The sequence below is a fragment of the Sulfitobacter mediterraneus genome, assembly GCF_003054325.1.
GTDB classification, from domain to species: domain Bacteria; phylum Pseudomonadota; class Alphaproteobacteria; order Rhodobacterales; family Rhodobacteraceae; genus Sulfitobacter; species Sulfitobacter mediterraneus.
In genome coordinates, this window is sequence record NZ_QBKU01000001.1 from 19,081 (window position 1) to 38,216 (window position 19,136).

The 19,136-nt window shown below is 57.3% G+C and carries 23 protein-coding genes; 6 read left to right on the top strand and 17 right to left on the bottom strand.

The annotated features are described in order from the left end of the window. Positions 1 to 6: 6 nt before the first annotated feature. Entirely contained in the window at positions 7 to 708 is a 702-nt protein-coding gene (locus tag C8N31_RS00110; RefSeq protein ID WP_037905394.1) for a response regulator transcription factor, read from the bottom strand. A gap of 374 nt (positions 709 to 1,082) precedes the next feature. On the opposite strand from C8N31_RS00110, the gene C8N31_RS00115 reads away from it, so the two are divergent. After that, entirely contained in the window at positions 1,083 to 2,681 is a 1,599-nt protein-coding gene (locus tag C8N31_RS00115; protein WP_025046919.1) for a phosphoenolpyruvate carboxykinase, read from the top strand. A gap of 72 nt (positions 2,682 to 2,753) precedes the next feature. On the opposite strand, the gene C8N31_RS00120 is transcribed toward C8N31_RS00115, so the two are convergent. Further along, the gene (locus C8N31_RS00120; RefSeq protein WP_025046920.1) at positions 2,754 to 3,470 is read right to left on the bottom strand and encodes a hypothetical protein; all 717 of its coding nucleotides are present in this window, start codon (positions 3,468 to 3,470) and stop codon (positions 2,754 to 2,756) included. 98 nt (positions 3,471 to 3,568) lie between these two features. Then, the gene (locus tag C8N31_RS00125; protein ID WP_025046921.1) at positions 3,569 to 4,510 is read right to left on the bottom strand and encodes a helix-turn-helix domain-containing protein; all 942 of its coding nucleotides are present in this window, start codon (positions 4,508 to 4,510) and stop codon (positions 3,569 to 3,571) included. Here C8N31_RS00125 and C8N31_RS00130 point away from each other — a divergent pair. Beyond that, the gene (locus tag C8N31_RS00130) at positions 4,499 to 5,017 is read left to right on the top strand and encodes a helix-turn-helix domain-containing protein (RefSeq protein WP_231013642.1); all 519 of its coding nucleotides are present in this window, start codon (positions 4,499 to 4,501) and stop codon (positions 5,015 to 5,017) included. The genes C8N31_RS00125 and C8N31_RS00130 overlap by 12 nt on opposite strands. A gap of 43 nt (positions 5,018 to 5,060) precedes the next feature. Here C8N31_RS00130 and C8N31_RS00135 read toward each other — a convergent pair whose 3' ends face one another. Then, a complete protein-coding gene (locus tag C8N31_RS00135; protein WP_025046923.1) occupies positions 5,061 to 5,825 on the bottom strand; it encodes a sulfite exporter TauE/SafE family protein in 765 nt (254 codons plus the stop codon). A 145-nt stretch (positions 5,826 to 5,970) separates the two neighbouring features. On the opposite strand from C8N31_RS00135, the gene C8N31_RS00140 reads away from it, so the two are divergent. Then, positions 5,971 to 7,656, top strand: coding sequence for an acyl-CoA dehydrogenase family protein (locus tag C8N31_RS00140; protein WP_025046924.1), 1,686 nt, complete (start codon positions 5,971 to 5,973; stop codon positions 7,654 to 7,656). A gap of 38 nt (positions 7,657 to 7,694) precedes the next feature. Here the strand turns inward: C8N31_RS00140 and C8N31_RS00145 are convergent, their stop codons facing one another. Continuing rightward, positions 7,695 to 8,060, bottom strand: a complete 366-nt coding sequence (locus tag C8N31_RS00145; protein ID WP_025046925.1) for a hypothetical protein — start codon at positions 8,058 to 8,060, stop codon at positions 7,695 to 7,697. Positions 8,061 to 8,138: 78 nt separating this feature from the next. On the opposite strand from C8N31_RS00145, the gene C8N31_RS00150 reads away from it, so the two are divergent. After that, positions 8,139 to 8,693 carry a TetR/AcrR family transcriptional regulator gene (locus tag C8N31_RS00150; RefSeq protein ID WP_025046926.1) on the top strand — a complete coding sequence of 185 codons (555 nt, stop codon included), beginning with the start codon at positions 8,139 to 8,141 and terminating at the stop codon, positions 8,691 to 8,693. Continuing rightward, positions 8,690 to 9,124, top strand: a complete 435-nt coding sequence (locus C8N31_RS00155; protein WP_231476700.1) for an META domain-containing protein — start codon at positions 8,690 to 8,692, stop codon at positions 9,122 to 9,124. Before C8N31_RS00150 ends, C8N31_RS00155 begins: the two co-directional genes overlap by 4 nt. On the opposite strand, the gene recO is transcribed toward C8N31_RS00155, so the two are convergent. The 12 genes from recO to folK form a co-directional block, all read right to left on the bottom strand. Next, positions 9,099 to 9,833: a DNA repair protein RecO gene (gene recO, locus C8N31_RS00160; RefSeq protein WP_025046928.1), complete on the bottom strand. Its 735-nt coding sequence runs from the start codon at positions 9,831 to 9,833 to the stop codon at positions 9,099 to 9,101. The genes C8N31_RS00155 and recO overlap by 26 nt on opposite strands. Further along, positions 9,833 to 10,162, bottom strand: a complete 330-nt coding sequence (locus C8N31_RS00165) for a DUF1491 family protein (RefSeq protein WP_025046929.1) — start codon at positions 10,160 to 10,162, stop codon at positions 9,833 to 9,835. Before C8N31_RS00165 ends, recO begins: the two co-directional genes overlap by 1 nt. An 84-nt stretch (positions 10,163 to 10,246) precedes the next feature. Next, on the bottom strand, positions 10,247 to 11,155 hold the full coding sequence (era, locus tag C8N31_RS00170) for a GTPase Era (protein ID WP_025046930.1): 909 nt from the start codon (positions 11,153 to 11,155) through the stop codon (positions 10,247 to 10,249). Beyond that, positions 11,152 to 11,838, bottom strand: coding sequence for a ribonuclease III (gene rnc / locus C8N31_RS00175; protein ID WP_025046931.1), 687 nt, complete (start codon positions 11,836 to 11,838; stop codon positions 11,152 to 11,154). Before rnc ends, era begins: the two co-directional genes overlap by 4 nt. Next, the gene (gene lepB / locus C8N31_RS00180) at positions 11,835 to 12,671 is read right to left on the bottom strand and encodes a signal peptidase I (RefSeq protein WP_025047480.1); all 837 of its coding nucleotides are present in this window, start codon (positions 12,669 to 12,671) and stop codon (positions 11,835 to 11,837) included. The genes rnc and lepB overlap by 4 nt, the downstream gene beginning before the upstream one ends. A 111-nt stretch (positions 12,672 to 12,782) precedes the next feature. Continuing rightward, on the bottom strand, positions 12,783 to 13,184 hold the full coding sequence (gene acpS, locus C8N31_RS00185; protein WP_037917706.1) for a holo-ACP synthase: 402 nt from the start codon (positions 13,182 to 13,184) through the stop codon (positions 12,783 to 12,785). Between the two features lie 9 nt (positions 13,185 to 13,193). Beyond that, a complete protein-coding gene (locus tag C8N31_RS00190) occupies positions 13,194 to 13,634 on the bottom strand; it encodes a hypothetical protein (protein ID WP_025046932.1) in 441 nt (146 codons plus the stop codon). 2 nt (positions 13,635 to 13,636) lie between these two features. Then, a complete protein-coding gene (locus C8N31_RS00195) occupies positions 13,637 to 14,392 on the bottom strand; it encodes a pyridoxine 5'-phosphate synthase (protein WP_025046933.1) in 756 nt (251 codons plus the stop codon). A 34-nt stretch (positions 14,393 to 14,426) separates the two neighbouring features. Next, positions 14,427 to 15,083 carry a DUF2062 domain-containing protein gene (locus C8N31_RS00200; protein WP_025046934.1) on the bottom strand — a complete coding sequence of 219 codons (657 nt, stop codon included), beginning with the start codon at positions 15,081 to 15,083 and terminating at the stop codon, positions 14,427 to 14,429. Between the two features lie 35 nt (positions 15,084 to 15,118). Continuing rightward, the gene (locus C8N31_RS00205; protein ID WP_037917709.1) at positions 15,119 to 17,269 is read right to left on the bottom strand and encodes a RelA/SpoT family protein; all 2,151 of its coding nucleotides are present in this window, start codon (positions 17,267 to 17,269) and stop codon (positions 15,119 to 15,121) included. A gap of 37 nt (positions 17,270 to 17,306) precedes the next feature. Further along, positions 17,307 to 17,660, bottom strand: a complete 354-nt coding sequence (gene rpoZ, locus C8N31_RS00210; protein WP_025043502.1) for a DNA-directed RNA polymerase subunit omega — start codon at positions 17,658 to 17,660, stop codon at positions 17,307 to 17,309. A 72-nt stretch (positions 17,661 to 17,732) separates the two neighbouring features. Then, entirely contained in the window at positions 17,733 to 18,344 is a 612-nt protein-coding gene (folK, locus tag C8N31_RS00215) for a 2-amino-4-hydroxy-6-hydroxymethyldihydropteridine diphosphokinase (protein WP_025046936.1), read from the bottom strand. 127 nt (positions 18,345 to 18,471) lie between these two features. On the opposite strand from folK, the gene C8N31_RS00220 reads away from it, so the two are divergent. Beyond that, complete coding sequence (locus C8N31_RS00220) at positions 18,472 to 19,026, top strand: LabA-like NYN domain-containing protein (RefSeq protein ID WP_025046937.1); 555 nt, start codon at positions 18,472 to 18,474, stop codon at positions 19,024 to 19,026. Positions 19,027 to 19,136 lie beyond the last annotated feature (110 nt).

The following is a 19,136-nucleotide window of genomic DNA, read 5'->3' on the forward strand; positions in this document are numbered from 1 at the left end:
TCCAGATTATTCTTCGTTATATCTGTAGCCGATGCCGTACAGCGTCTCAATCGCGGAGAACTCATCATCCGCGGTGCGCATCTTTTTGCGCAGACGTTTGATGTGGCTGTCGATGGTCCGGTCATCCACATAAACCTGATCGTCATAGGCGACGTCCATTAACTGATCGCGCGATTTCACAAAACCCGGACGCTGCGCCAAGGCCTGAAGCAGCAGGAATTCTGTCACGGTGAGTGACACGTCCTTGCCCTTCCAGCTGACTGCGTGGCGCAGCGGATCCATCCGCAGATCACCACGTTCCATCACCTTGGTCTCTTCGGTTTCGCCGACCTCATCCGTGGCAACCGCATCCTGACGGCGCAAAAGTGCGCGGATGCGCTCGACCAACAGGCGCTGGCTGAACGGTTTTTTCACATAATCATCGGCGCCCATCCGCAGGCCCAGAACCTCGTCAATCTCGTCATCTTTGGACGTGAGAAAGATCACTGGCATCGCGGTTTTCTGGCGCAACCGCTGTAGCAAATCCATGCCGTCCATGCGCGGCATCTTGATGTCCAGAACGGCCATATCGGGAAGACGTTTGTTGAATGCGTCGAGTGCGGCCTGCCCATCGTTGTAGGTTTCAACTTCAAAGCCTTCTGCTTCGAGAGTCATCGAAACAGACGTCAGGATGTTCCTGTCGTCGTCCACCAATGCAATTTTTGACATTGCCTGTTTCCTTATGCTGCTCAATTTTTAATTTTTTGTTTTGCGGCCATTGATCAACACTTTTGCCCCCCGAATCAATCTCAAACTGCGAATCAGTCTCCAAACACACCGTAATTTCGCCATAATTTGGTTAGGAATGGCTAAATTGCCGCAGTTTACCCTATCGAACCCTGCCATGATTTCAGGCGTTGCCCTGCGGAATTTGGGGGCTGAGGCCAAAGTTTGCCATGATGGCGCTAACTGCGGCAAAGCCGCCTGTTCATATCTTTCGCGGTCGTGTTATGAGGCGTTTCAAGGCCCTAATGAGGCCCAGGGCCAAGTGGCCTGATTAAGCCAGATAGCGCCAGTTTGCGCGCGCCTACAGGAGACATTGTATGACATTTGGACGGGTAAACCCGCAGTTCCGCCTTGAAGATCAACAGATCAACGGGCTGGGCAATGTCTATTATAACCTGATGGAACCCGCGCTGATCGAAACCGCGCTCAAGCGTGGCGAAGGCACTCTTGGCAATGGTGGCGCCTTCCTTGTCACAACCGGCAAATTCACCGGACGCTCCCCCAAAGACAAACATGTCGTGATGACCGACAGCGTTGCAGACAGCATCTGGTGGGAAAACAACGCGCAGATGTCCCCCGAAGGGTTTGACGCCCTCTACGAAGACATGATCGCCCATATGCAAGGTGGCGAATACTTTGTGCAGGATTTGGTGGGCGGCGCGGACCCGCGTCATGCCATCAACGTGCGCATGGTCACAGAGCTGGCTTGGCACGGCCTGTTCATCCGTACCATGCTGCGCCGGCCAGAGCGTGAGGCGCTGGATGAGTTCATCGCCGACTTCACCGTGATCAACTGCCCCAGCTTTCAGGCCGACCCAAAAAAACACAACTGCCGGTCCGAAACCGTGATCGCGATGAATTTCGACCGCAAGATGATCTTGATCGGCGGCACAGAATACGCAGGCGAGAATAAAAAGTCGGTCTTTACCCTGCTCAACTACTTGCTACCGGAAAAGGGCATCATGCCGATGCACTGCTCGGCCAACCACGCCACGGGCAATCCCGTGGACACGGCTGTATTCTTTGGCCTGTCCGGCACGGGCAAGACGACACTGTCCGCTGATCCCCAGCGCACTCTGATCGGTGATGACGAACACGGCTGGTCGGACAATGGCACCTTCAACTTTGAAGGCGGCTGCTACGCCAAGACAATCAATCTCAGCGCCGAAGCGGAGCCAGAGATTTACGCAACCACCAAGAAATTTGGCACTGTCATCGAGAACATGATCTTTGACGAAGATACCAAAGAGCTGGATTTTAACGACGACAGCCTGACCGCCAACATGCGCTGCGCCTATCCGCTGCACTATATTTCTAACGCTTCGGAAAAGGCCGTGGGCGGTCACCCCAAGAACATCATCATGCTGACCTGCGACGCCTTTGGTGTTTTGCCCCCCATCGCGCGGCTGACCCCGGCGCAGGCTATGTATCATTTCCTGTCCGGCTTCACTTCCAAGGTCGCAGGCACTGAACGCGGCGTGACCGAGCCGGAGCCGACATTCTCAACCTGCTTTGGTGCGCCCTTCATGCCGCGCCGCCCCGAGGTTTACGGCAACCTGCTGCGCGAAAAGATCGCCCAGCATGGCGCGACCTGCTGGTTGGTCAACACCGGCTGGACCGGCGGCGCCTATGGCACCGGATCACGTATGCCGATCAAAGCCACGCGTGCCCTGCTGACTGCCGCGCTTGAGGGCGCGCTGGCAGATGTGAAGTATCGCAAGGATGCGAACTTCGGATTTGAAGTGCCTGTGGCGGTTGACGGTGTTCCGGATATCCTGCTCGATCCGCGCCGCACATGGGACAATGCAGAGGCCTATGACCGCCAGGCGGCAAAGCTGGTCAATATGTTCTCTGAGAACTTTGCGCAGTATCTGCCCTTTATTGATGACGACGTGAAAGCCGCCGCAATCGGTTGATCGATTGAACGAAACAAACAAAAAGAGCCGCAGAAACCTGCGGCTCTTTTTGTTTGCCAAAGGGGTTTGGGGTCAGGCGGCTTCCATCACCAGATCTTCTACCGGAATATCCAGCAGGAACCGCGCATCCTCTTGGCTGAGCCAAGTCAGGAATGCCTCAATCGGCACGTCACGTCCGGCGATCTGCCATTTCAAGGCGTTCGGTTCATTGTGCATATAGCCCATGCGTTCCGCAAAGCCCTTGAACGCCACGGTGCGCAACATAAAGCCGAACATATAGTCAGGGTTCCAACGCCGCGTCACTTCTAGCAAGCCGGTCCGCGCCAGAACGGTCGACAGGCCAGAGCCGCGGTACTTGCCCTTCTCCGGGGCCATCCAAACCTCGCCATGGTACACCACATTACCATCAATGCGGTGAGAGCCCGGCGTTGCCCGAAACCGCGACCGTTCGAGGTTCACCCCGGGGATCGGAGGTGGAAAATCCCGAAACCGGCTCAGCAGATGATTGGCCAGCGTTTTTCCGCCCAAGGGCACCTTTTTGGCCGCTTGAGTGTGGATCAATTCACCTTCTTTATTCCGTCCGGTCAGCCAAAAAGCATTCTTTTCGGACAGATCGTGCATTTCGTAATTGAAAGGCGCACCCAGATTCTGAACCTTGCGTTCTTCTGAAATAATTTGGCTGTACTCCTCGAAATCACTACCAATTGTGATTTCGACCCCGTGAGACCGCAATACATTGCGACTGGTCGCGATAAACGGTGCCGCGTCCTGAGGGAATTGGATCGTCATACTCTGTCTCCTTTGGCTTATTGTTTCCCACACTAGTACAAACAGCAAAAAAACACCCGATAATTGAATCGGATGGCCAAAGTTGTTGAGATATGATGTTATTTTCCGAGAATTTCCCTTTCAAAGATGGCGTCTTCGGGGTCGAACGCGATGGGCGTGACCGGGTCCAATGATTCGATCAAAGACGGATCCAGCCCGGTAATCCGAACCTGATCCACCGGCAGGATCAGCGACATCACCGCCGGTGATCCATCGGGGAAAAACCCGCTCAGGATCAATCTTTGGTAAGCAATTGGCACGAGCGATTCGCTTGGAAGGCGCGGCATTCGGGTAAAAACGTGATCCAAACGGGCGGTTTGGGTGGCTTCCACCTCATGAAATGCCTCGTAAATCAGGTAAGAAAATTCCTCACCCGCAGGCATTTGGCTAATCGGGCGACCAATACTGGAGCGCGCATAGTCCTGTCCGAACCAATTCACATAGACCGATTTTTGGCCAAATTCGACGCAGATCCACGCCCCTTCGGTCTGGCGATAGATAATCAAATACGGGCGCACATGAGCAAATTGCGGGCTCTCAATCTCACCCGCTGACATCGCCCAGGCGCGAAATGTCTCGCGCAACAGCAATGACGGGTCTTTCCAGATGCGGCCGATCGGCTGTTGTTCTTGATAGAAATCCCACTGCCCTACATGCGCCTTGAGAAGCTGCAAATGGCCAACAGAACTGACCTGGCCGCGTAACCAAGTGGTCCCGCGGGCCAATATATCCTTGGCTCCGGGCAGGGCCGCCTCGCCCGCAGCGGTCAATTGATAGCGCCGGTCATCCACGTAAAAAAGCTGCGCACCCATCTCTTCCTCCAAGGTCGAGATGTGCCGCCTGACAGTCTGCCGCGTGCTGCTAAGATCCTTCACCGCATGCGATAGGTTTAGCGTCGCTGCGAGAGTCACAAAGGACCGTATCATTTCGAACAAGAGCGCCGGTGGCGGAGGAAGCTTGTCCGGTGCCGCCTCGGGCTTGGGATTTAGATGTTGGTTCATATCGGGCCCATGGTATGTAAATCATCCATCAGTGCAACAAAAATCATCCATCAATTGTACATATTTCTCCCAAAAGTGGAAAAATCTATTCAATTGAACGCGCTTAAGAAGTTCGCGATCAATGTCAGGCACAACCAGAGGTTTTTTATGTCACATCCAGTCGATATCCACGTTGGTCGCAAGCTAAAGCAGATCCGCACGTTGCGGCGCCTGTCACAGACCGACGTGGCGAAAAAGCTGAACCTGTCTTTCCAGCAGATTCAAAAATACGAAATCGGGTCGAACCGGGTCGCTGCCAGCCGCCTCTTTGAACTGGCTCAAATCCTTGATGTTCCGCCGTCCTACTTCTTTGAGGGACTGCACGACAACAACAACGCCGCCCCTGCCCAAGATGCCGGAATGGAAATCGTCACCGCCCTTGCCGCGATCAAGGACGAAGCCGTCAAAACCCGCATCAAGACCTTTATAGAAGACGTTTCAGGCGTCACCGTCGCACGGCGCGGCTAGCCCTGATGCGCAAAAGCATCCTCAAAGGGTTTGCCCATGCGCTCTAGAACAGAGCGCGGCGCACCAAATTTGCACCAGCAAACAGCAGCACAATCAACGTAGACCGCCGGAAGATCTTTTGATCTATCCGGTCGGAAACGCGTCCGCCGAGCCACATGCCAAACATGGCAGGTGGCACCAAGGCGAGCGAGAACGGAAGTGTTTCGGCGCGGAGCACGCCGGACCCGAGATGCGCACCAAACAGGGCCAACGCTCCGCCACTGTAGATCACCCCCTGAATGCGCATCTGGTCCTGTTTGGGGGTCTCAAGCGCGGTGAGATACATCACTGTTGGCGGCCCCCACACGCCAGACATCCCCCCGATAAACCCCGCAACGGCGCCAATCATGGCTTCGACAGTGGCGGATCGCCGCCCGAGACGTAACGTCACTCCGAGCAGCTGGATCAGTACAAAGACCATCACCGGCACGCCAATCAGCAATTGCAGGACCTCAACCGGCACAATCCGCACCATTTGAGCCGAACACACCAACGCAATCCCGCCAACGGCCAGAAACACTCGGAACGCTTTGATCGACTGCCAAGCGGCACCTACACCTTGCCGCAGAGATTGCACGGTGTTGGCCACCAGTGTCGGCACGATCAGCCCCGCCAGTGCATATTCCGGCGCGATAAAGGTCGTCAGTCCCGAAATGATGACCAAGGGCATCGCAAACCCCACAACACCTTTTACGAATCCGCCGAACACCGCGATGAGCAGGGCAAGCGTCAATGTCGTCGGCGTTAAAAAGGGGAAAATCGCATCCATAGGCCTACATAACACCTCTGGATTTCGCTGCACCCGCAATTTCGCCGCGTAATTTTAGAACAAAATGCCACATGCAAACGTATCTTTGTTGTGCTGCACCTGCGAAAAGGATATGCCGTGACCAAGCTAAAAGAGGATCAGAAACATGGCTCATGATGGTCAGGACGTGACAATGCACACATCGATTATTCTCGACAACCTGTTGGAACTGACAGCTGCGGCGGTTGCCCCGGTGGATGCCGTTCTGGAAAAAGCGGTCACATCAGTCCGAGCCTTGGTGAGTGCTGATGGCCGTGTTTCTGCCGCACTTATTGAGCAACATCAAACGGCTGCACATGGTTTGGCTTGGCTTGCGACCTATGCACAAGCCCTGCGCCAAATGCAAAAATGGGCAGACAAGCTGTCAGGCGAGGGCCGCTTTGGAGAGACCGAACAACTGATCCACCAGATCGCCTTTGGTGAATACCTTTGGCAGATCTACGGCGGCATCCAGATGAATCAGGGGGAAATGCTGCGCTTGCAAGATCTTGGCCTCAGCCAAGACGACATGCGTGACATGATGGACCCCGCCATCATGGCCCTGACCCAAGGTGGTAACACCCAGAATGCCCGCACACGCTTGGTCGAACTGATGCAGGAACATTCCGCTAATATCACGGTCGGCGCCAGCGGTCTGGTCGAAGAGCTTGAGATGATCCGCGAACAGTTCCGCCGCTATGCCGTGGAAAAGGTCGAACCCTTCGCCCACGACTGGCACCTCAATGATGAGCTGATCCCCATGGAGGTGATCAACGAACTGGCCGAGATGGGCGTCTTTGGCCTGACCATTCCAGAAGAGCACGGCGGTTTCGGCCTGTCCAAGGCCTCAATGTGTGTGGTCTCAGAAGAACTGTCGCGCGGTTATATCGGTGTTGGATCGCTCGGCACGCGCTCCGAAATTGCCGCGGAATTGATCATCGCGGGCGGCACGGACGAACAAAAAGCCAAGTGGCTGCCCCGCATCGCCTCAGCCGAGACCCTGCCCACGGCGGTCTTTACCGAGCCGAACACCGGCTCTGATCTGGGCTCCCTGCGCACCCGCGCGGTGAAAGATGGCGACGACTACAAAATCACCGGCAACAAGACATGGATCACCCACGCCGCCCGCACCCATGTGATGACCTTGCTGGCCCGCACCGATCCAAACACCACTGATTATCGCGGCTTGTCGATGTTCCTTGCGGAAAAGACCCCCGGCACTGACGAAAACCCCTTCCCGACAGAAGGTATGACCGGCGGCGAGATCGAAGTGCTCGGCTACCGCGGCATGAAGGAATACGAACTGGGCTTTGACGGGTTCGAAGTCAAAGGTGAGAACCTGCTCGGCGGGGAAGAGGGCAAAGGCTTCAAACAGCTGATGGAAACCTTTGAAAGTGCCCGCATCCAAACCGCGGCCCGCGCAATTGGTGTGGCGCAATCGGCGCTCGATATTTCCATGCAATACGCCCAAGACCGCAAACAATTCGGCAAGGCGCTGATCAACTTCCCGCGTGTGTCGTCCAAACTGGCGATGATGGCGGTCGAACTGATGGTGGCCCGCCAGCTGACCTATTTTTCTGCCTTTGAAAAAGACGAAGGCCGCCGCTGCGACGTTGAGGCGGGCATGGCCAAGCTGCTGGGGGCAAGGGTCGCTTGGGCGGCTGCGGACAACGGTTTGCAAATCCATGGCGGCAACGGCTTTGCCCTTGAATACAAAATCAGCCGTGTGTTGTGCGACGCCCGCATTCTGAACATCTTTGAAGGTGCAGCAGAAATTCAGGCGCAGGTGATCTCACGCCGCCTCTTGGGCTAGATCAGGCGGGGCGGATCTCTCCGCCCCCTGCCACCACTCTACCCGTAGACTGCCCAAAGGCTCAGCGCAGGAATACCCAAAAAGATGATCCATTGCGGCATCTGTTTGAGATTGCCAAGCTGGCCAATGCCATAGGCAATGAACAACCCGGCAAAACCAACCTGTACCGCGCATATCATCCAAAGCAGGGCCGGGTTCGGCACATAGGCCAGCCAGGCAAGCCCCGCCGCCATAAGCATCAACATAACAGTGACCCCATGCCAAACCACATCGGCAACGGCCTTGACCGGCTTGCTGAGGTTTGATTGTCGGATCGGCGTCATAATCTCGGGACCGCCAGCAAACACATGAATGGCACTGGTCAGCAACATCAACAAGGCGGCGATCATCAAAGCAACGGACATCTTGTATCTCCTTATCCATACGCTACCGTATGTTTCATATCAGCTTGCTGCCGTCAATACGGTAGCGTATGGTTGCCTATGACCAAATCAAACCGCCTCACATCCGAAAGCTGGATCGCAGCAGGCTTTCTGTCTCTTGCGCAAAACGGCCCGAAATCCCTGCGGGCAGAGCCATTGGCACGAAGCCTAAAGACCACAAAAGGTTCGTTTTATTGGCATTTCTCCGATGTTCCGGCTTTTCACACGGCGATGCTCACCCTTTGGGAAGATCGCGCATTTTCCAGCATCGTGGCGGAACTGGATACAATGACGGACCCGAGGCAACGGTTGCGGGCACTGGGTCAGATTGCTGCGGTTTCCGCGCCAGAAGAAATGGGCGGACAAGACCTTGAACCAGCAATCCGCGCCTGGGGCCGCGATGACGCAAATGTCGCCGAGGCCATCGCGCGGGTCGATGCCAAGCGCGAAGGCTATCTTGCCGATCAATTGGCGCAGCTCGGCCTTTCTAATCCGGCGTTTGCCCGGATCATCTATGCTGCCTATGTGGGCGGTGACGACCTGTGCAGCCGAGATGGCGGCGATCCTGCCCCGGCATTGACCACCCTGATTGACCTGATCTTGGCACTGGAATGACCCTTGCAGATGCCCGTTGCCCGACCTACCTGAGGGGAATGAAATGGATCGCCCCTCTTGTTCCGCTCAGCTTGGCCGCAGGCTGTTTTGCCGATGAAACCCTGCGCGGCTATGGCGCGGCAGACAAAACATGGATGCTGACCGAGGCACGTGACTTTGCCGCCAATCCGGAAATCACACTGACCTTCCCCGAAACCGGCCGCATCGCCGGGCAAGCCCCCTGCAACAGCTATTTCGCCACAATGGATGTCCCCTACCCCTGGTTCGAGACAGGTCCAATTGCCGCAACCAAACGCGCCTGCCCTGACCTCAGGACCGAGGCCGCGTTTTTCAACGCGCTGGAGGCGGCCACATTGTCCGAAGTATTGGGCAACACCCTGATCCTCTCCGACGATGACGGGATGCTTATGGTTTTCCGATCCGGCGGCTGAACGCCTCAACATATCTCGCCCGCGCCTCTGGCAGGGGTTTCCCGCCCAGATCCTGCGCCAGATGTGACTTCAGGAAATATCCAGTGGTTTTGAAGGCCTGCAAAATCTGTGCGGCCTCTCCATCGCCTTCCCCCCGCAACACCGGGGGCAGTGGCAATAGACGATCGGCCCATTCCCCGGCGCCCTTCGCCGAAACAGCCCGACCCGATTTGGGCGAGACATAGATCAGTTCATCGTTTGATCCCGTCACCGCGCAGGCCGTCAGATCGAGCCCATACCCCATGTCTTCCAGCAAGGTCAGTTCCCAATGCAAATAGGCCAGTGGCCAAACCGCCTCATCCCCCAACAAATCCAAAAGCGCCTCTGTGCGGCGGTACAATGCGGCGTGCGGCTCCCGCTCCGGCAGGCAAAACGACAACAGCGCCGTGACCGCGTTCAGCCCCGCCAGCGTCATCCGGTCCCCCATTGCCGCCGCCGCGCGGCTGCGCACCGGTTCTACTTTGAAACTGCCAATGTGGTCTTCCAGACGCGCCCGCCAGGCCACATCAAGCTGCGCACCCGGCTGCAGGATCGGCGCGATCTTGCGACTGGTGCCGCCGCGCACCACGCCCATATGCCGGCCCTGCTCGGGCGTGAACATCTCAATAATGGCCGAGGTTTCCCCATGGCGGCGCGTGCTCAGCAATATACCCTGATCGCGCCATTCCATCACCCAAGCCCTTCTTCATCCAAAAGATGGCGGCCCTGCCGGTCCTCAACTTCGATCACCCAGATGTCAGGATCAAATCCGCGTTGCCGTGCAATGGCATCGTCCACTTCGGCCTCTGGACCGCTGCTCAACTCGACCCAGCGCCGCTCACCGCTCATCAGATCAAAAGACCGCTGAAACACCATCGCGCGACCATCCAACGTGGACAGTTTCACCAGAACCGCACCGCCCGTGTCATCGCCATGAGCCACCACAAAGGCCGGAATATCCTGAAACCGCAAACGCGCAAGATAGGCATCAATCCAGAACCGAGAGGTCAGTCGCGCCATTGGCAACCCCTCTTCATTTGGCCAAAAAAACTCAATCCGCCCCTGCACATCACGCAGGCGCCCAAAATGTCAGAGCTTGCCCGCTCAGCCATTCCCATCTTTGAAATCCAGACCCATCTCGGAATAGCGTTCCGCATCATCCAGCCAGTTTGGCCGCACTTTGACCTGTAGAAACAGATGCACTTTGCGGCCAAGAAATTCTTCCAATTCCTCCCGCGCGGCCTTGCTCACGGATTTGATGGTCTCGCCCTTATGGCCCAAAACGATCCCCTTGTGACCATCACGAACCACATAGATCAACTGGTCGATCTTCGCAGACCCATCCTTGCGCTCTTCCCAATTTTCGGTCTCGACCGTCATCTGATACGGCAATTCCTGATGAAGGCGCAGGGTCAGTTTTTCGCGGGTCATTTCGGCGGCGATCATCCGCATTGGCAGATCCGCAATCTGGTCTTCGGGATACAGCCACGGCCCCTCGGGCAGAACACCCGCCAGATAGTGCCGCAACACATCAACCCCATGACCGCGTTCGGCAGAAATCATGAAGGTTTCTTCAAAATTGAACCGTGCATTGAGATCCTGACTGAGGCCCAGCAACACCGGCGCTTCGACCTTGTCGATCTTGTTGATGGCCAGTGCCACGCGCCGCCCCTCCCCGATATCGGCCAGCCCTTCAAGAATACGCTCAACGCCTTCGGTGACGCCGCGATGCGCCTCGATCAGCAAGACAACCACATCCGCGTCCGCAGCCCCGCCCCAGGCGGCAGCCACCATCGCGCGGTCCAGCCGGCGACGCGGCTGAAACAGGCCGGGTGTGTCGACGAACACGATCTGCGCATCCCCCTCCATCGCGACGCCGCGAATGCGGGCGCGGGTGGTTTGCACTTTATGTGTGACGATACTGACTTTGGCGCCAACCATACGGTTGAGCAATGTGGATTTGCCTGCGTTAGGCTCTCCGATCAGGGCGACGAAACCGGCGCGGGTGGTCATTTGTTTTTCTCCAACTGCGCCAGCAAACTTGTGGCGGCGGCCTGTTCGGCCGCGCGTTTTGATGGGGCGGTGGCACTTGCCTCGGCCCCGTTGTCCAGCCGCGCCGCAATGGTGAATACCGGCGCATGGTCCGGCCCGCTGCGGGCGGTGGTGACGTATTTTGGTGGCGCCAGCTTGCGCGCCTGCGCCCATTCCTGCAAGGCGGTCTTGGCATCGCGGGCGTCCTCTTCGACGGTTTCGATCCGCCCTCCCCAAAGCCGCAGCACAAGCCCCTTGGCCGCGTCAAAGCCGCCATCGAGGTAAACCGCGGCAATCACCGCTTCAATCGCATCGCCAAGCAGTGCCTGTTTGCGCCGCCCCCCCGAAAGCATCTCGGAGCGGCCAAGCTTGAGCACTGTGCCCAGATCAATGTCGCGAGCCACATCGGCGCAGGTTTCCTTGCGCACCAGCGCATTGAAGCGCGGGGCCAACTGCCCCTCTGTCGCGCCGGGGTCCAGCGCCAGCAACGCCTCGGCCATAACAAGGCCCAGCACCCGATCGCCCAGAAATTCTAGCCGCTGGTTGTCATCGCGATTGGCCGAAGACATCGAGGCATGGGTGACCGCCCGGTTCAACAGCTCCGGCGCGGCAAAGTGGTGGCCAATCCGGCCTTCAAAGGCCTTGAGTTCGCCGCTCAGCTTCATTCGATGCCTTTAAAGAACCGGTCACTGCGCCATGTCCAGAAGAACAACATCGACCGCCCGGCAGAGCTGAACATGATCCGGTCCGCACGGCCGATCAGGTTTTCGTAAGGCACAAACCCGACGCCGCCCGCCTGCTGCGCCAAGCGGCTGTCTGCGGAATTGTCGCGGTTGTCACCCATAAAGAAGTAGTGCCCTACCGGCACGGTATAAACGCCAGTGCGGTCGGACCCTTGATTGGTGATGTTCAAAATCGCGTGGCTCGATCCGCCAGGCAGCGTTTCGATCATACGGCCTTTCGTGCACAACCCGCCTTCACCCACTGCGCCATTTTCACAGCGCGGGCGCAGACGTTGCGGGCCCTGCGGGGCCATGACCTCATCAAAGGTTCCAGCCTCTTTCAGCTTTACCGCCTCGCCATTGATGTGCAAAACGCCAGCTTTCATCTGGATCTTGTCACCAGGCAAGCCGGTCAACCGTTTGATGTAGTCGCGCCCCGAAACCGGATGGCGGAACACCACAACATCGCCGCGCTCAGGCTCGCCGCCAAACAGGCGCGTGTTGTCACCATCAAATGCGCCGCAGATGTCCTTTGCGTCCACTTCGATGCCAAATCGCGGCATCATCAGACTGGGGCAAGAGGCATAGGAATACCCATAGGCCATTTTGTTCACAAAGAGGAAATCACCAATCAGCAGCGTCTCTTTCATCGACCCTGACGGAATCCAGAACGGTTGAAAGAACAGCGTACGAAACACACCGGCGATCAGCAGGGCATAAACAATGGTCTTGATCGTTTCGACAAAACCGTTGTCTGTCTTTTCCTTCTCGGCCATGCGGCGCAATCCTTCATTCGTGGGTGTGGGGTACATGCGGGGCGATGCCCTCACTGTCAAGGGAGTGGCGCCTGCATCGGCGGTCTGCCGTTGCGGCTCTTGGCATTGTGATCAGGCCAAGGGCCGTGCCTCGATCACCACAAAGGCCTGCGCCCAAGGGTGATCGTCCGTCAGGGTCACATGGATGATCGCCTCGTGCCCCGGCGGGGTCATGCTGTCCAGCCGGTCTTTAGCCCAACCCGTGACCTCCATCACCGGTTGCCCGGTGCGCAAATTGCTGACCGCCATGTCACGCCAACTGATCCCCATGCGCAGTCCCGTGCCCAGCGCCTTTGAACAGGCCTCCTTGGCCGCCCAACGTTTTGCATAGGTGCCAGCAACATCCTTGCGGCGTTCGGCCTTGCGCTGCTCAACTTCGGTGAACACGCGGTTGCGAAACCTGTCGCCAAACCGGTCCAGCGTGCCCTGTATGCGTTCGATATTGGCCAGATCGGTGCCTATCCCAAGGATCATTTGCGGCTCCTATCGCGCCTGCCAGGCTTGCAGCCGGGCAAGATCGATCCGCCAACGGGTTGGCACGGTCGGGCAGCAGCGCGGATCATTCGGCCCCGGCATCGTTGTTGTCATCATCGCAAAGCCACCCTCGAAGACCACATCACGCGGGTTATGGCCAAAGAGATCGGCCACCGGACCAGCAAAACCCCATGGCCCCTGAGGCTGTTTCAGAAACAGGCCAACTGCAATGCTAGTGCTGCCTGCCGATCCTTCGATGTACTCATACACAACGCCAAACGCCGCTGTGGCCTGCGTTGGATTGGTGGAGTTGGGCAACCAGTAGGAGGCCTCTGCGCTGCCGCTACGGGTTAAATGAGAAAACAGCAGCGCATCAAGATTGCCCCAGCCTTCTGCCGCTACGGGCAAGCCCGCAATGCAGATCGCAGCAGAGAGCAAAATCGCTTTCATCCTCACACCGGATCGCGTGCGTCATCCATAAGGCGGCGCATCTCTGTGATCGCAGGCTCCAGCCCGAGGAAAATCGCCTCACCAATCAGGAAATGCCCTATGTTCAACTCACGCACTTCTGGGAAGGCCGCGACCGGGGAGACCGTGTCATACGTCAGGCCATGCCCCGCATGGACCTCAAGACCCAGAGAATGGGCAAAGGTGGACATCTCTTCAAGCTTCTTCAACTCCGCCTGTGCTTCGGGCCAGCGGCCTTCGGAAAAGGCGTCACAATAGGCCCCTGTGTGCAATTCGATCACCTCTGCGCCGATGCGGTTTGCCGCCTCGATCTGGCGTTGATCGGCGGCGATAAAAATAGACACACGGCTGCCCGCCTCGCGCAGAGGCGCGATGAAATGGGCCAGCTTGTTTTCCTCACGGGCCACTTCCAAACCGCCCTCTGTGGTGCGCTCTTCGCGTTTCTCGGGAACGATGCAAACCGCATGGGGTTTGTGACGCAGGGCGATCTTTTGCATCTCCTCCGTGGCGGCCATTTCAAAGTTCAAAGGCACGGACAGCACATCCATCAGCCCCTCAATATCGGCATCAGAAATGTGACGGCGGTCTTCGCGCAGATGCGCGGTGATCCCGTCAGCACCCGCCTTTTCCGCGATCTTGGCCGCCCGCAACGGATCAGGATAGGCCCCGCCCCGCGCATTGCGCACTGTCGCCACGTGATCAATGTTCACACCCAGCCGAAGCTTTTCCTGCGATGCCATACCGCCCCCTTTGAATCAGTCAGTTAAAGGGAACCTAGTCCGCTTTGCGCTTGGCGTCAGCCTTATGTGCCGCTTTTTGTTTCAAAGCTTCGAATTTCGCTTTGATTAGGCCGCGGCGGCGCTTTTGATAGGCCCGCAAAAGCGGCACCATCAGGTAATAGCTGATCGTCGCACAGATGATGCCGGGCAGAATGCCACCGATCATATAGGGATAGAAAACCTCGTCTGCGAAGACCAGAATACCGGTCCAGTCGGTTTCCTCATGGGTAAAGATCGCACGAAAATTTACCCACAGATCCGCGCCCGCATCCGCGAATTTGCCCACAAATGACCGATGCTCCCCCTCATGCATCCGCGTGCCCAAGATCCAGTGGCCGGTCTTGAGGGAGGCAATGCCAATCGGGACATAGGTCAGGGGATTGCCAAAAAACGTACCCATCAATGCGGCAAGGATATTGCCCTTCATTGTCCGCGCAATCAGTGCCGCAATGATGAAGTGAAACCCGTAAAGCGGCGTGAACGAGGTAAAGACCCCGCCCCAGATGCCCCGGGCAATGCGTTCAGGGCTGTCGGGCAGGCGCCGCATCCGGTGTTTGACGTAGTGAAACGCCCGCGTCCAGCCACCGCGCGGCCAAAGAAACTCGGCCACCGCGCGCAATGTCGGCTTTGGATCGCGGCGCTTAAAGATCAAACTTGGGTTCCCTCGTGGTCACGCGCGCACCTCGTTCACGCGCCTTTCTCAGCATGCTGTACCGCATTTACATCCCGATACCTCGAAATGGCAGCGACTTCGCTCTCTGCCTCCAATGTCACCATCAGGGAGTGCAGATGCGCAACATCCCGCAGGGACACATAGATCAAAAGACGGTAAAAATCCGGTTTGCGTTCTTGAAACTCAAGATCCGAGATATTGGCTTCGGCCTCACCGATCAAGGTGCAGATACGCCCCAGAACCCCGGTGCCGTTGCCTATCGTCAGGTCAATCACCGCATCATAAACCGCTGGATGGTTGCCCTCGTGCCAGCGCAGGTCGATCCAACGCTCCGGTTGATCCTCGTAGGCCGACAGGCGGTCACAATCAATTGAGTGAACCGTCACGCCCTGCCCCCGGAACGTGATCCCGATAATCCGCTCGCCGGGCAAGGGATGGCAACAAGGGGCGCGGTCAAAAGATTGCCCCGGCTCAAGGCCGACAACGGCGCGGGCGGTATCTACCTGTTCGCCCTTGCGCGGGCTCAGGTCGGCATAGACCGCCTGCACCACATCGTGGCCAGTGATCTCTGAACTGCCCAGCTGCGCCAGCAAATCCTGCATCCCATCAAGGCGCATGTTCTTCGCGGCGGTCCGCAACACTTTGTCCGTTGCCTCTTTGCCCACATGGGCAAAGGCCGATCGCGCCAACTCGCGGCCCAGTTTGACGAAACGCGCCCGGTCTTCTTCGCGCAGGGATCGGCGGATCGCTGATTTGGCTTTGCCCGTGGTTGCGATGTCCAGCCAGGTCACCTGCGGGGTCTGGCCCTGTGCACGGATGATCTCGATGGATTGGCCATTCTTGACACGGGTCCAAAGCGGCACGCGCATCCCGTCCACCTTGGCCCCCACACAGGCGTTGCCGATCCGCGTGTGGATCGCATAGGCAAAATCGATTGGCGTCGCCCCGCGTGGCAATTTCACCACGTCCCCCTTGGGGGTAAAGCAGAACACCTGATCGGCATACATTTCCAGTTTGACCGCTTCGAGGAAATCTTCGTGATCCTCTTCAGCGTCAAATTGTTCGGTCAGCTGCGCAATCCAGCGGGCCGGATCAACCGCAAACGGGTTTTTCGACCGCACGCCATCCCGATATGACCAATGCGCCGCAACGCCGGTTTCGGCCACGTCGTGCATCTGGCGGGTACGGATCTGCACCTCCACCCGTTTGCCATCTCGCCCGGAGACGGTGGTGTGAATCGACCGGTACCCGTTGGTCTTAGGCTGGCTGATGTAGTCCTTGAACCGGCCGGGCACCGCAAACCAACGGCGGTGGATCGTGCCCAAGGTCCGGTAACAATCCTCTTCGGTATCCGTGATAATGCGAAAGCCGTAGATGTCGGAGAGCCGGCTAAAACTCAGCTCTTTCTCCTGCATCTTGCGCCATATCGAATAGGGCTTTTTAGCGCGGCCAAACACATCCGCCTCAATCCCTGCCTGTTCCAGTTCATGTCGCATGTCGCCGCTGATCCGCTGGATCACATCGCCGGTTTCACGCTGCAAGGTGATGAAACGGCGGATGATGCTGGCACGGCCCTCGGGGTTGAGCACACGAAACGCCAGATCCTCCAGCTCTTCGCGCATCCACTGCATCCCCATGCGACCCGCAAGCGGCGCATAGATATCCATGGTCTCACGCGCCTTTTGCACCTGTTTCTCGGGGCGCATGGATTTGATCGTGCGCATGTTGTGCAGACGGTCCGCCAGCTTGACCAGAATCACCCGAAGGTCTTTGGACATCGCCATAAAGAGCTTGCGAAAGTTCTCGGCCTGTTTGGTCTGGGTCGAGTTCAGTTGCAGATTGGTCAGCTTGGTCACGCCATCAACCAGCTCTGCCACCTCGTTGCCAAACAGTTTCTCAACCTCGGCATAAGATGCAGGCGTGTCTTCGATGGTGTCATGCAATAGCGCAGTAATGATTGTGGCATCGTCCAGCTGCTGTTCGGTCAGGATCGCGGCAACAGAGACGGGGTGGGTGAAATAGGCCTCACCCGAATGGCGGAACTGCCCCTCGTGCATTTCGGCCCCATAGTCAAAGGCCGCACGGATCAGTTTTTCATTTGTTTTTGGATTGTAGCCCTGAACAAGGGCTACAAGATCATCGGCAGTGATTTCGGCGGTGTCCATGCCTGCTGCCTTCTTAGCGCCCAGAGGCGCGCGGGCCTTAGCCCTGCCCCTGTGCAGCCATCAACTGGCGCAGCAACATTTCTTCGGACATGCTGTCTTCTTCGGGCTTGTCCTGCTCGGCACCCATCAGAAGCGCCATTGCGTCCTCTTCGGGTTCATCAACCTCGATCTGGTTCTGGTTGCTTTCAATCAGACGCTCGCGCAGATCATCTGCGGATTGTGTCTCGTCAGCAATCTCGCGCAGCGAAACAACGGGGTTCTTGTCGTTGTCGCGGTCTACGGTCACGGCGGACCCGGCAGAGATTTCACGCGCACGATGCGCCGCAAGCATTACCAGCTCAAAGCGGTTGGGAACTTTATCGACACAATCTTCTACGGTGACGCGGGCCATGGAATACTCCGTTCAGTCTATCGGATCTCAGAAGCAGGCTATCTAGGCCTCTTTTATACGAGATACAAGCCGCTATTGACAGAGCCGGACCTCTAATTTGTCGGCCTCCGGTAGGGCGTCCAGCATCTGTGCAACAGTGATTCCAAGGATCGGATGCATCCAGTCCGGCGCGATCTCTGCCAAAGGTACCAGGACAAAGGCCCGGTCCTGCATCCGAGGATGCGGCAGGATCAACCGGTCCGGCGTGCTGCCCACCTGTGTCTCAAGCGGCATATCGCGCCATGTGGCGTGGGTTTGCAGATCCGGCAAGACCGCGTCGCAATAGGCTATCATGTCCAGATCCATCGTGCGCTGGCCCCACCTTTGCACTCTCTCGCGGCCCAATTCAGCTTCAATCTCATGCAGCACCGCTAATGTTTCTTCCGCGCTCCATGGCACGGCTATCTCGGCGGTTGCATTAATATAGTCAGGTCCAGCCCCTGCGGGAAACGCCGGAGTGTGATACAATGAACTTGTTTTTCGAATCACTGCCCCGCGTTTTTTTAGGGCTTCAAACGCCGCCAGCGTGGTCTCGACTGGCGTTCCAATGGATGACGTCAGGTTACCCCCAAGTGCAATTAGGACCAATTGATCTGAATTAAGCTGATTCCCGCCGTTTTCTTTGTGTTCTCGGTCTTGCAGCATGGTCAAAAATCCTTAGGAATGCGCCCCGGCCAATCGGGCGAGAATACTTCGGTCACGTACTGTTCTCATAAGCTACCTGCACATTGGATCAACAGCATGAGTGGCGGCACCGCCGAAAGGAAATCAAATGTTTTACAAGGATGAGCGTCTGGCGCTGTTCATTGACGGCTCAAACCTCTACGCAGCGGCCAAGACGCTAGGCTTTGACATCGACTATAAATTGCTGCGTCAGGAATTTGTCCGCCGCGGTAAGATGCTGCGTGCATTCTACTATACTGCGCTGCTGGAGAACGATGAGTATTCCCCGATCCGCCCATTGGTGGACTGGCTGAACTACAACGGTTTCACCATGGTGACCAAACCGGCCAAAGAATATACCGACAGCATGGGCCGCCGCCGGGTCAAGGGCAACATGGACATCGAACTGGCCGTTAATGCGATGGAATTGGCACCGCATGTGGATCACATCGTGATCTTCTCGGGCGATGGCGATTTCCGCCCCTTGGTCGAAAGCCTGCAACGGCAGGGTGTTCGCGTATCGGTTGTTTCCACCATCCGCAGCCAACCACCGATGATCTCCGATGACCTGCGCCGCCAGGCCGACAATTTCATCGAACTCGAAGACCTCAAAGATGTCATTGGCCGCCCCCCGCGTGAGCCGCTTGCCGAATCCGACAGCTGATCAAAACTCAGTCATTGAAAAAACGCGCCAGAGGCGGATAAATGCCTCTGGCGCGTTTGCGTGCTAAAATAAGTCGGGAAAAAATCGCCGTACATTTCTGTGCGACGCCC

Bases quoted from the DNA above. Each gene is read 5' to 3' on its own strand.
- era (WP_025046930.1), bottom strand. From the start codon at position 11,155: ATGACCACCCGCGCCGGTTTCGTCGCCCTGATCGGAGAGCCTAACGCA.
- C8N31_RS00130 (WP_231013642.1), top strand. From the start codon at position 4,499: ATGTTGGTTCATATCGGGCCCATGGTATGTAAATCATCCATCAGTGCA.
- C8N31_RS00220 (WP_025046937.1), top strand. From the start codon at position 18,472: ATGTTTTACAAGGATGAGCGTCTGGCGCTGTTCATTGACGGCTCAAAC.
- folK (WP_025046936.1), bottom strand. From the start codon at position 18,344: ATGCTGCAAGACCGAGAACACAAAGAAAACGGCGGGAATCAGCTTAAT.
- C8N31_RS00120 (WP_025046920.1), bottom strand. From the start codon at position 3,470: ATGACGATCCAATTCCCTCAGGACGCGGCACCGTTTATCGCGACCAGT.
- C8N31_RS00135 (WP_025046923.1), bottom strand. From the start codon at position 5,825: ATGGATGCGATTTTCCCCTTTTTAACGCCGACGACATTGACGCTTGCC.
- recO (WP_025046928.1), bottom strand. From the start codon at position 9,833: ATGGAATGGCGCGATCAGGGTATATTGCTGAGCACGCGCCGCCATGGG.
- rpoZ (WP_025043502.1), bottom strand. From the start codon at position 17,660: ATGGCCCGCGTCACCGTAGAAGATTGTGTCGATAAAGTTCCCAACCGC.
- C8N31_RS00165 (WP_025046929.1), bottom strand. From the start codon at position 10,162: ATGGCGCGACTGACCTCTCGGTTCTGGATTGATGCCTATCTTGCGCGT.
- acpS (WP_037917706.1), bottom strand. From the start codon at position 13,184: ATGATCCTTGGGATAGGCACCGATCTGGCCAATATCGAACGCATACAG.
- rnc (WP_025046931.1), bottom strand. From the start codon at position 11,838: ATGAAGCTGAGCGGCGAACTCAAGGCCTTTGAAGGCCGGATTGGCCAC.
- lepB (WP_025047480.1), bottom strand. From the start codon at position 12,671: ATGGCCGAGAAGGAAAAGACAGACAACGGTTTTGTCGAAACGATCAAG.
- C8N31_RS00125 (WP_025046921.1), bottom strand. From the start codon at position 4,510: ATGAACCAACATCTAAATCCCAAGCCCGAGGCGGCACCGGACAAGCTT.
- C8N31_RS00140 (WP_025046924.1), top strand. From the start codon at position 5,971: ATGGCTCATGATGGTCAGGACGTGACAATGCACACATCGATTATTCTC.
- C8N31_RS00155 (WP_231476700.1), top strand. From the start codon at position 8,690: ATGACCCTTGCAGATGCCCGTTGCCCGACCTACCTGAGGGGAATGAAA.
- C8N31_RS00195 (WP_025046933.1), bottom strand. From the start codon at position 14,392: ATGGCATCGCAGGAAAAGCTTCGGCTGGGTGTGAACATTGATCACGTG.
- C8N31_RS00110 (WP_037905394.1), bottom strand. From the start codon at position 708: ATGTCAAAAATTGCATTGGTGGACGACGACAGGAACATCCTGACGTCT.
- C8N31_RS00115 (WP_025046919.1), top strand. From the start codon at position 1,083: ATGACATTTGGACGGGTAAACCCGCAGTTCCGCCTTGAAGATCAACAG.
- C8N31_RS00190 (WP_025046932.1), bottom strand. From the start codon at position 13,634: ATGAAAGCGATTTTGCTCTCTGCTGCGATCTGCATTGCGGGCTTGCCC.
- C8N31_RS00150 (WP_025046926.1), top strand. From the start codon at position 8,139: ATGACCAAATCAAACCGCCTCACATCCGAAAGCTGGATCGCAGCAGGC.
- C8N31_RS00145 (WP_025046925.1), bottom strand. From the start codon at position 8,060: ATGTCCGTTGCTTTGATGATCGCCGCCTTGTTGATGTTGCTGACCAGT.
- C8N31_RS00205 (WP_037917709.1), bottom strand. From the start codon at position 17,269: ATGGACACCGCCGAAATCACTGCCGATGATCTTGTAGCCCTTGTTCAG.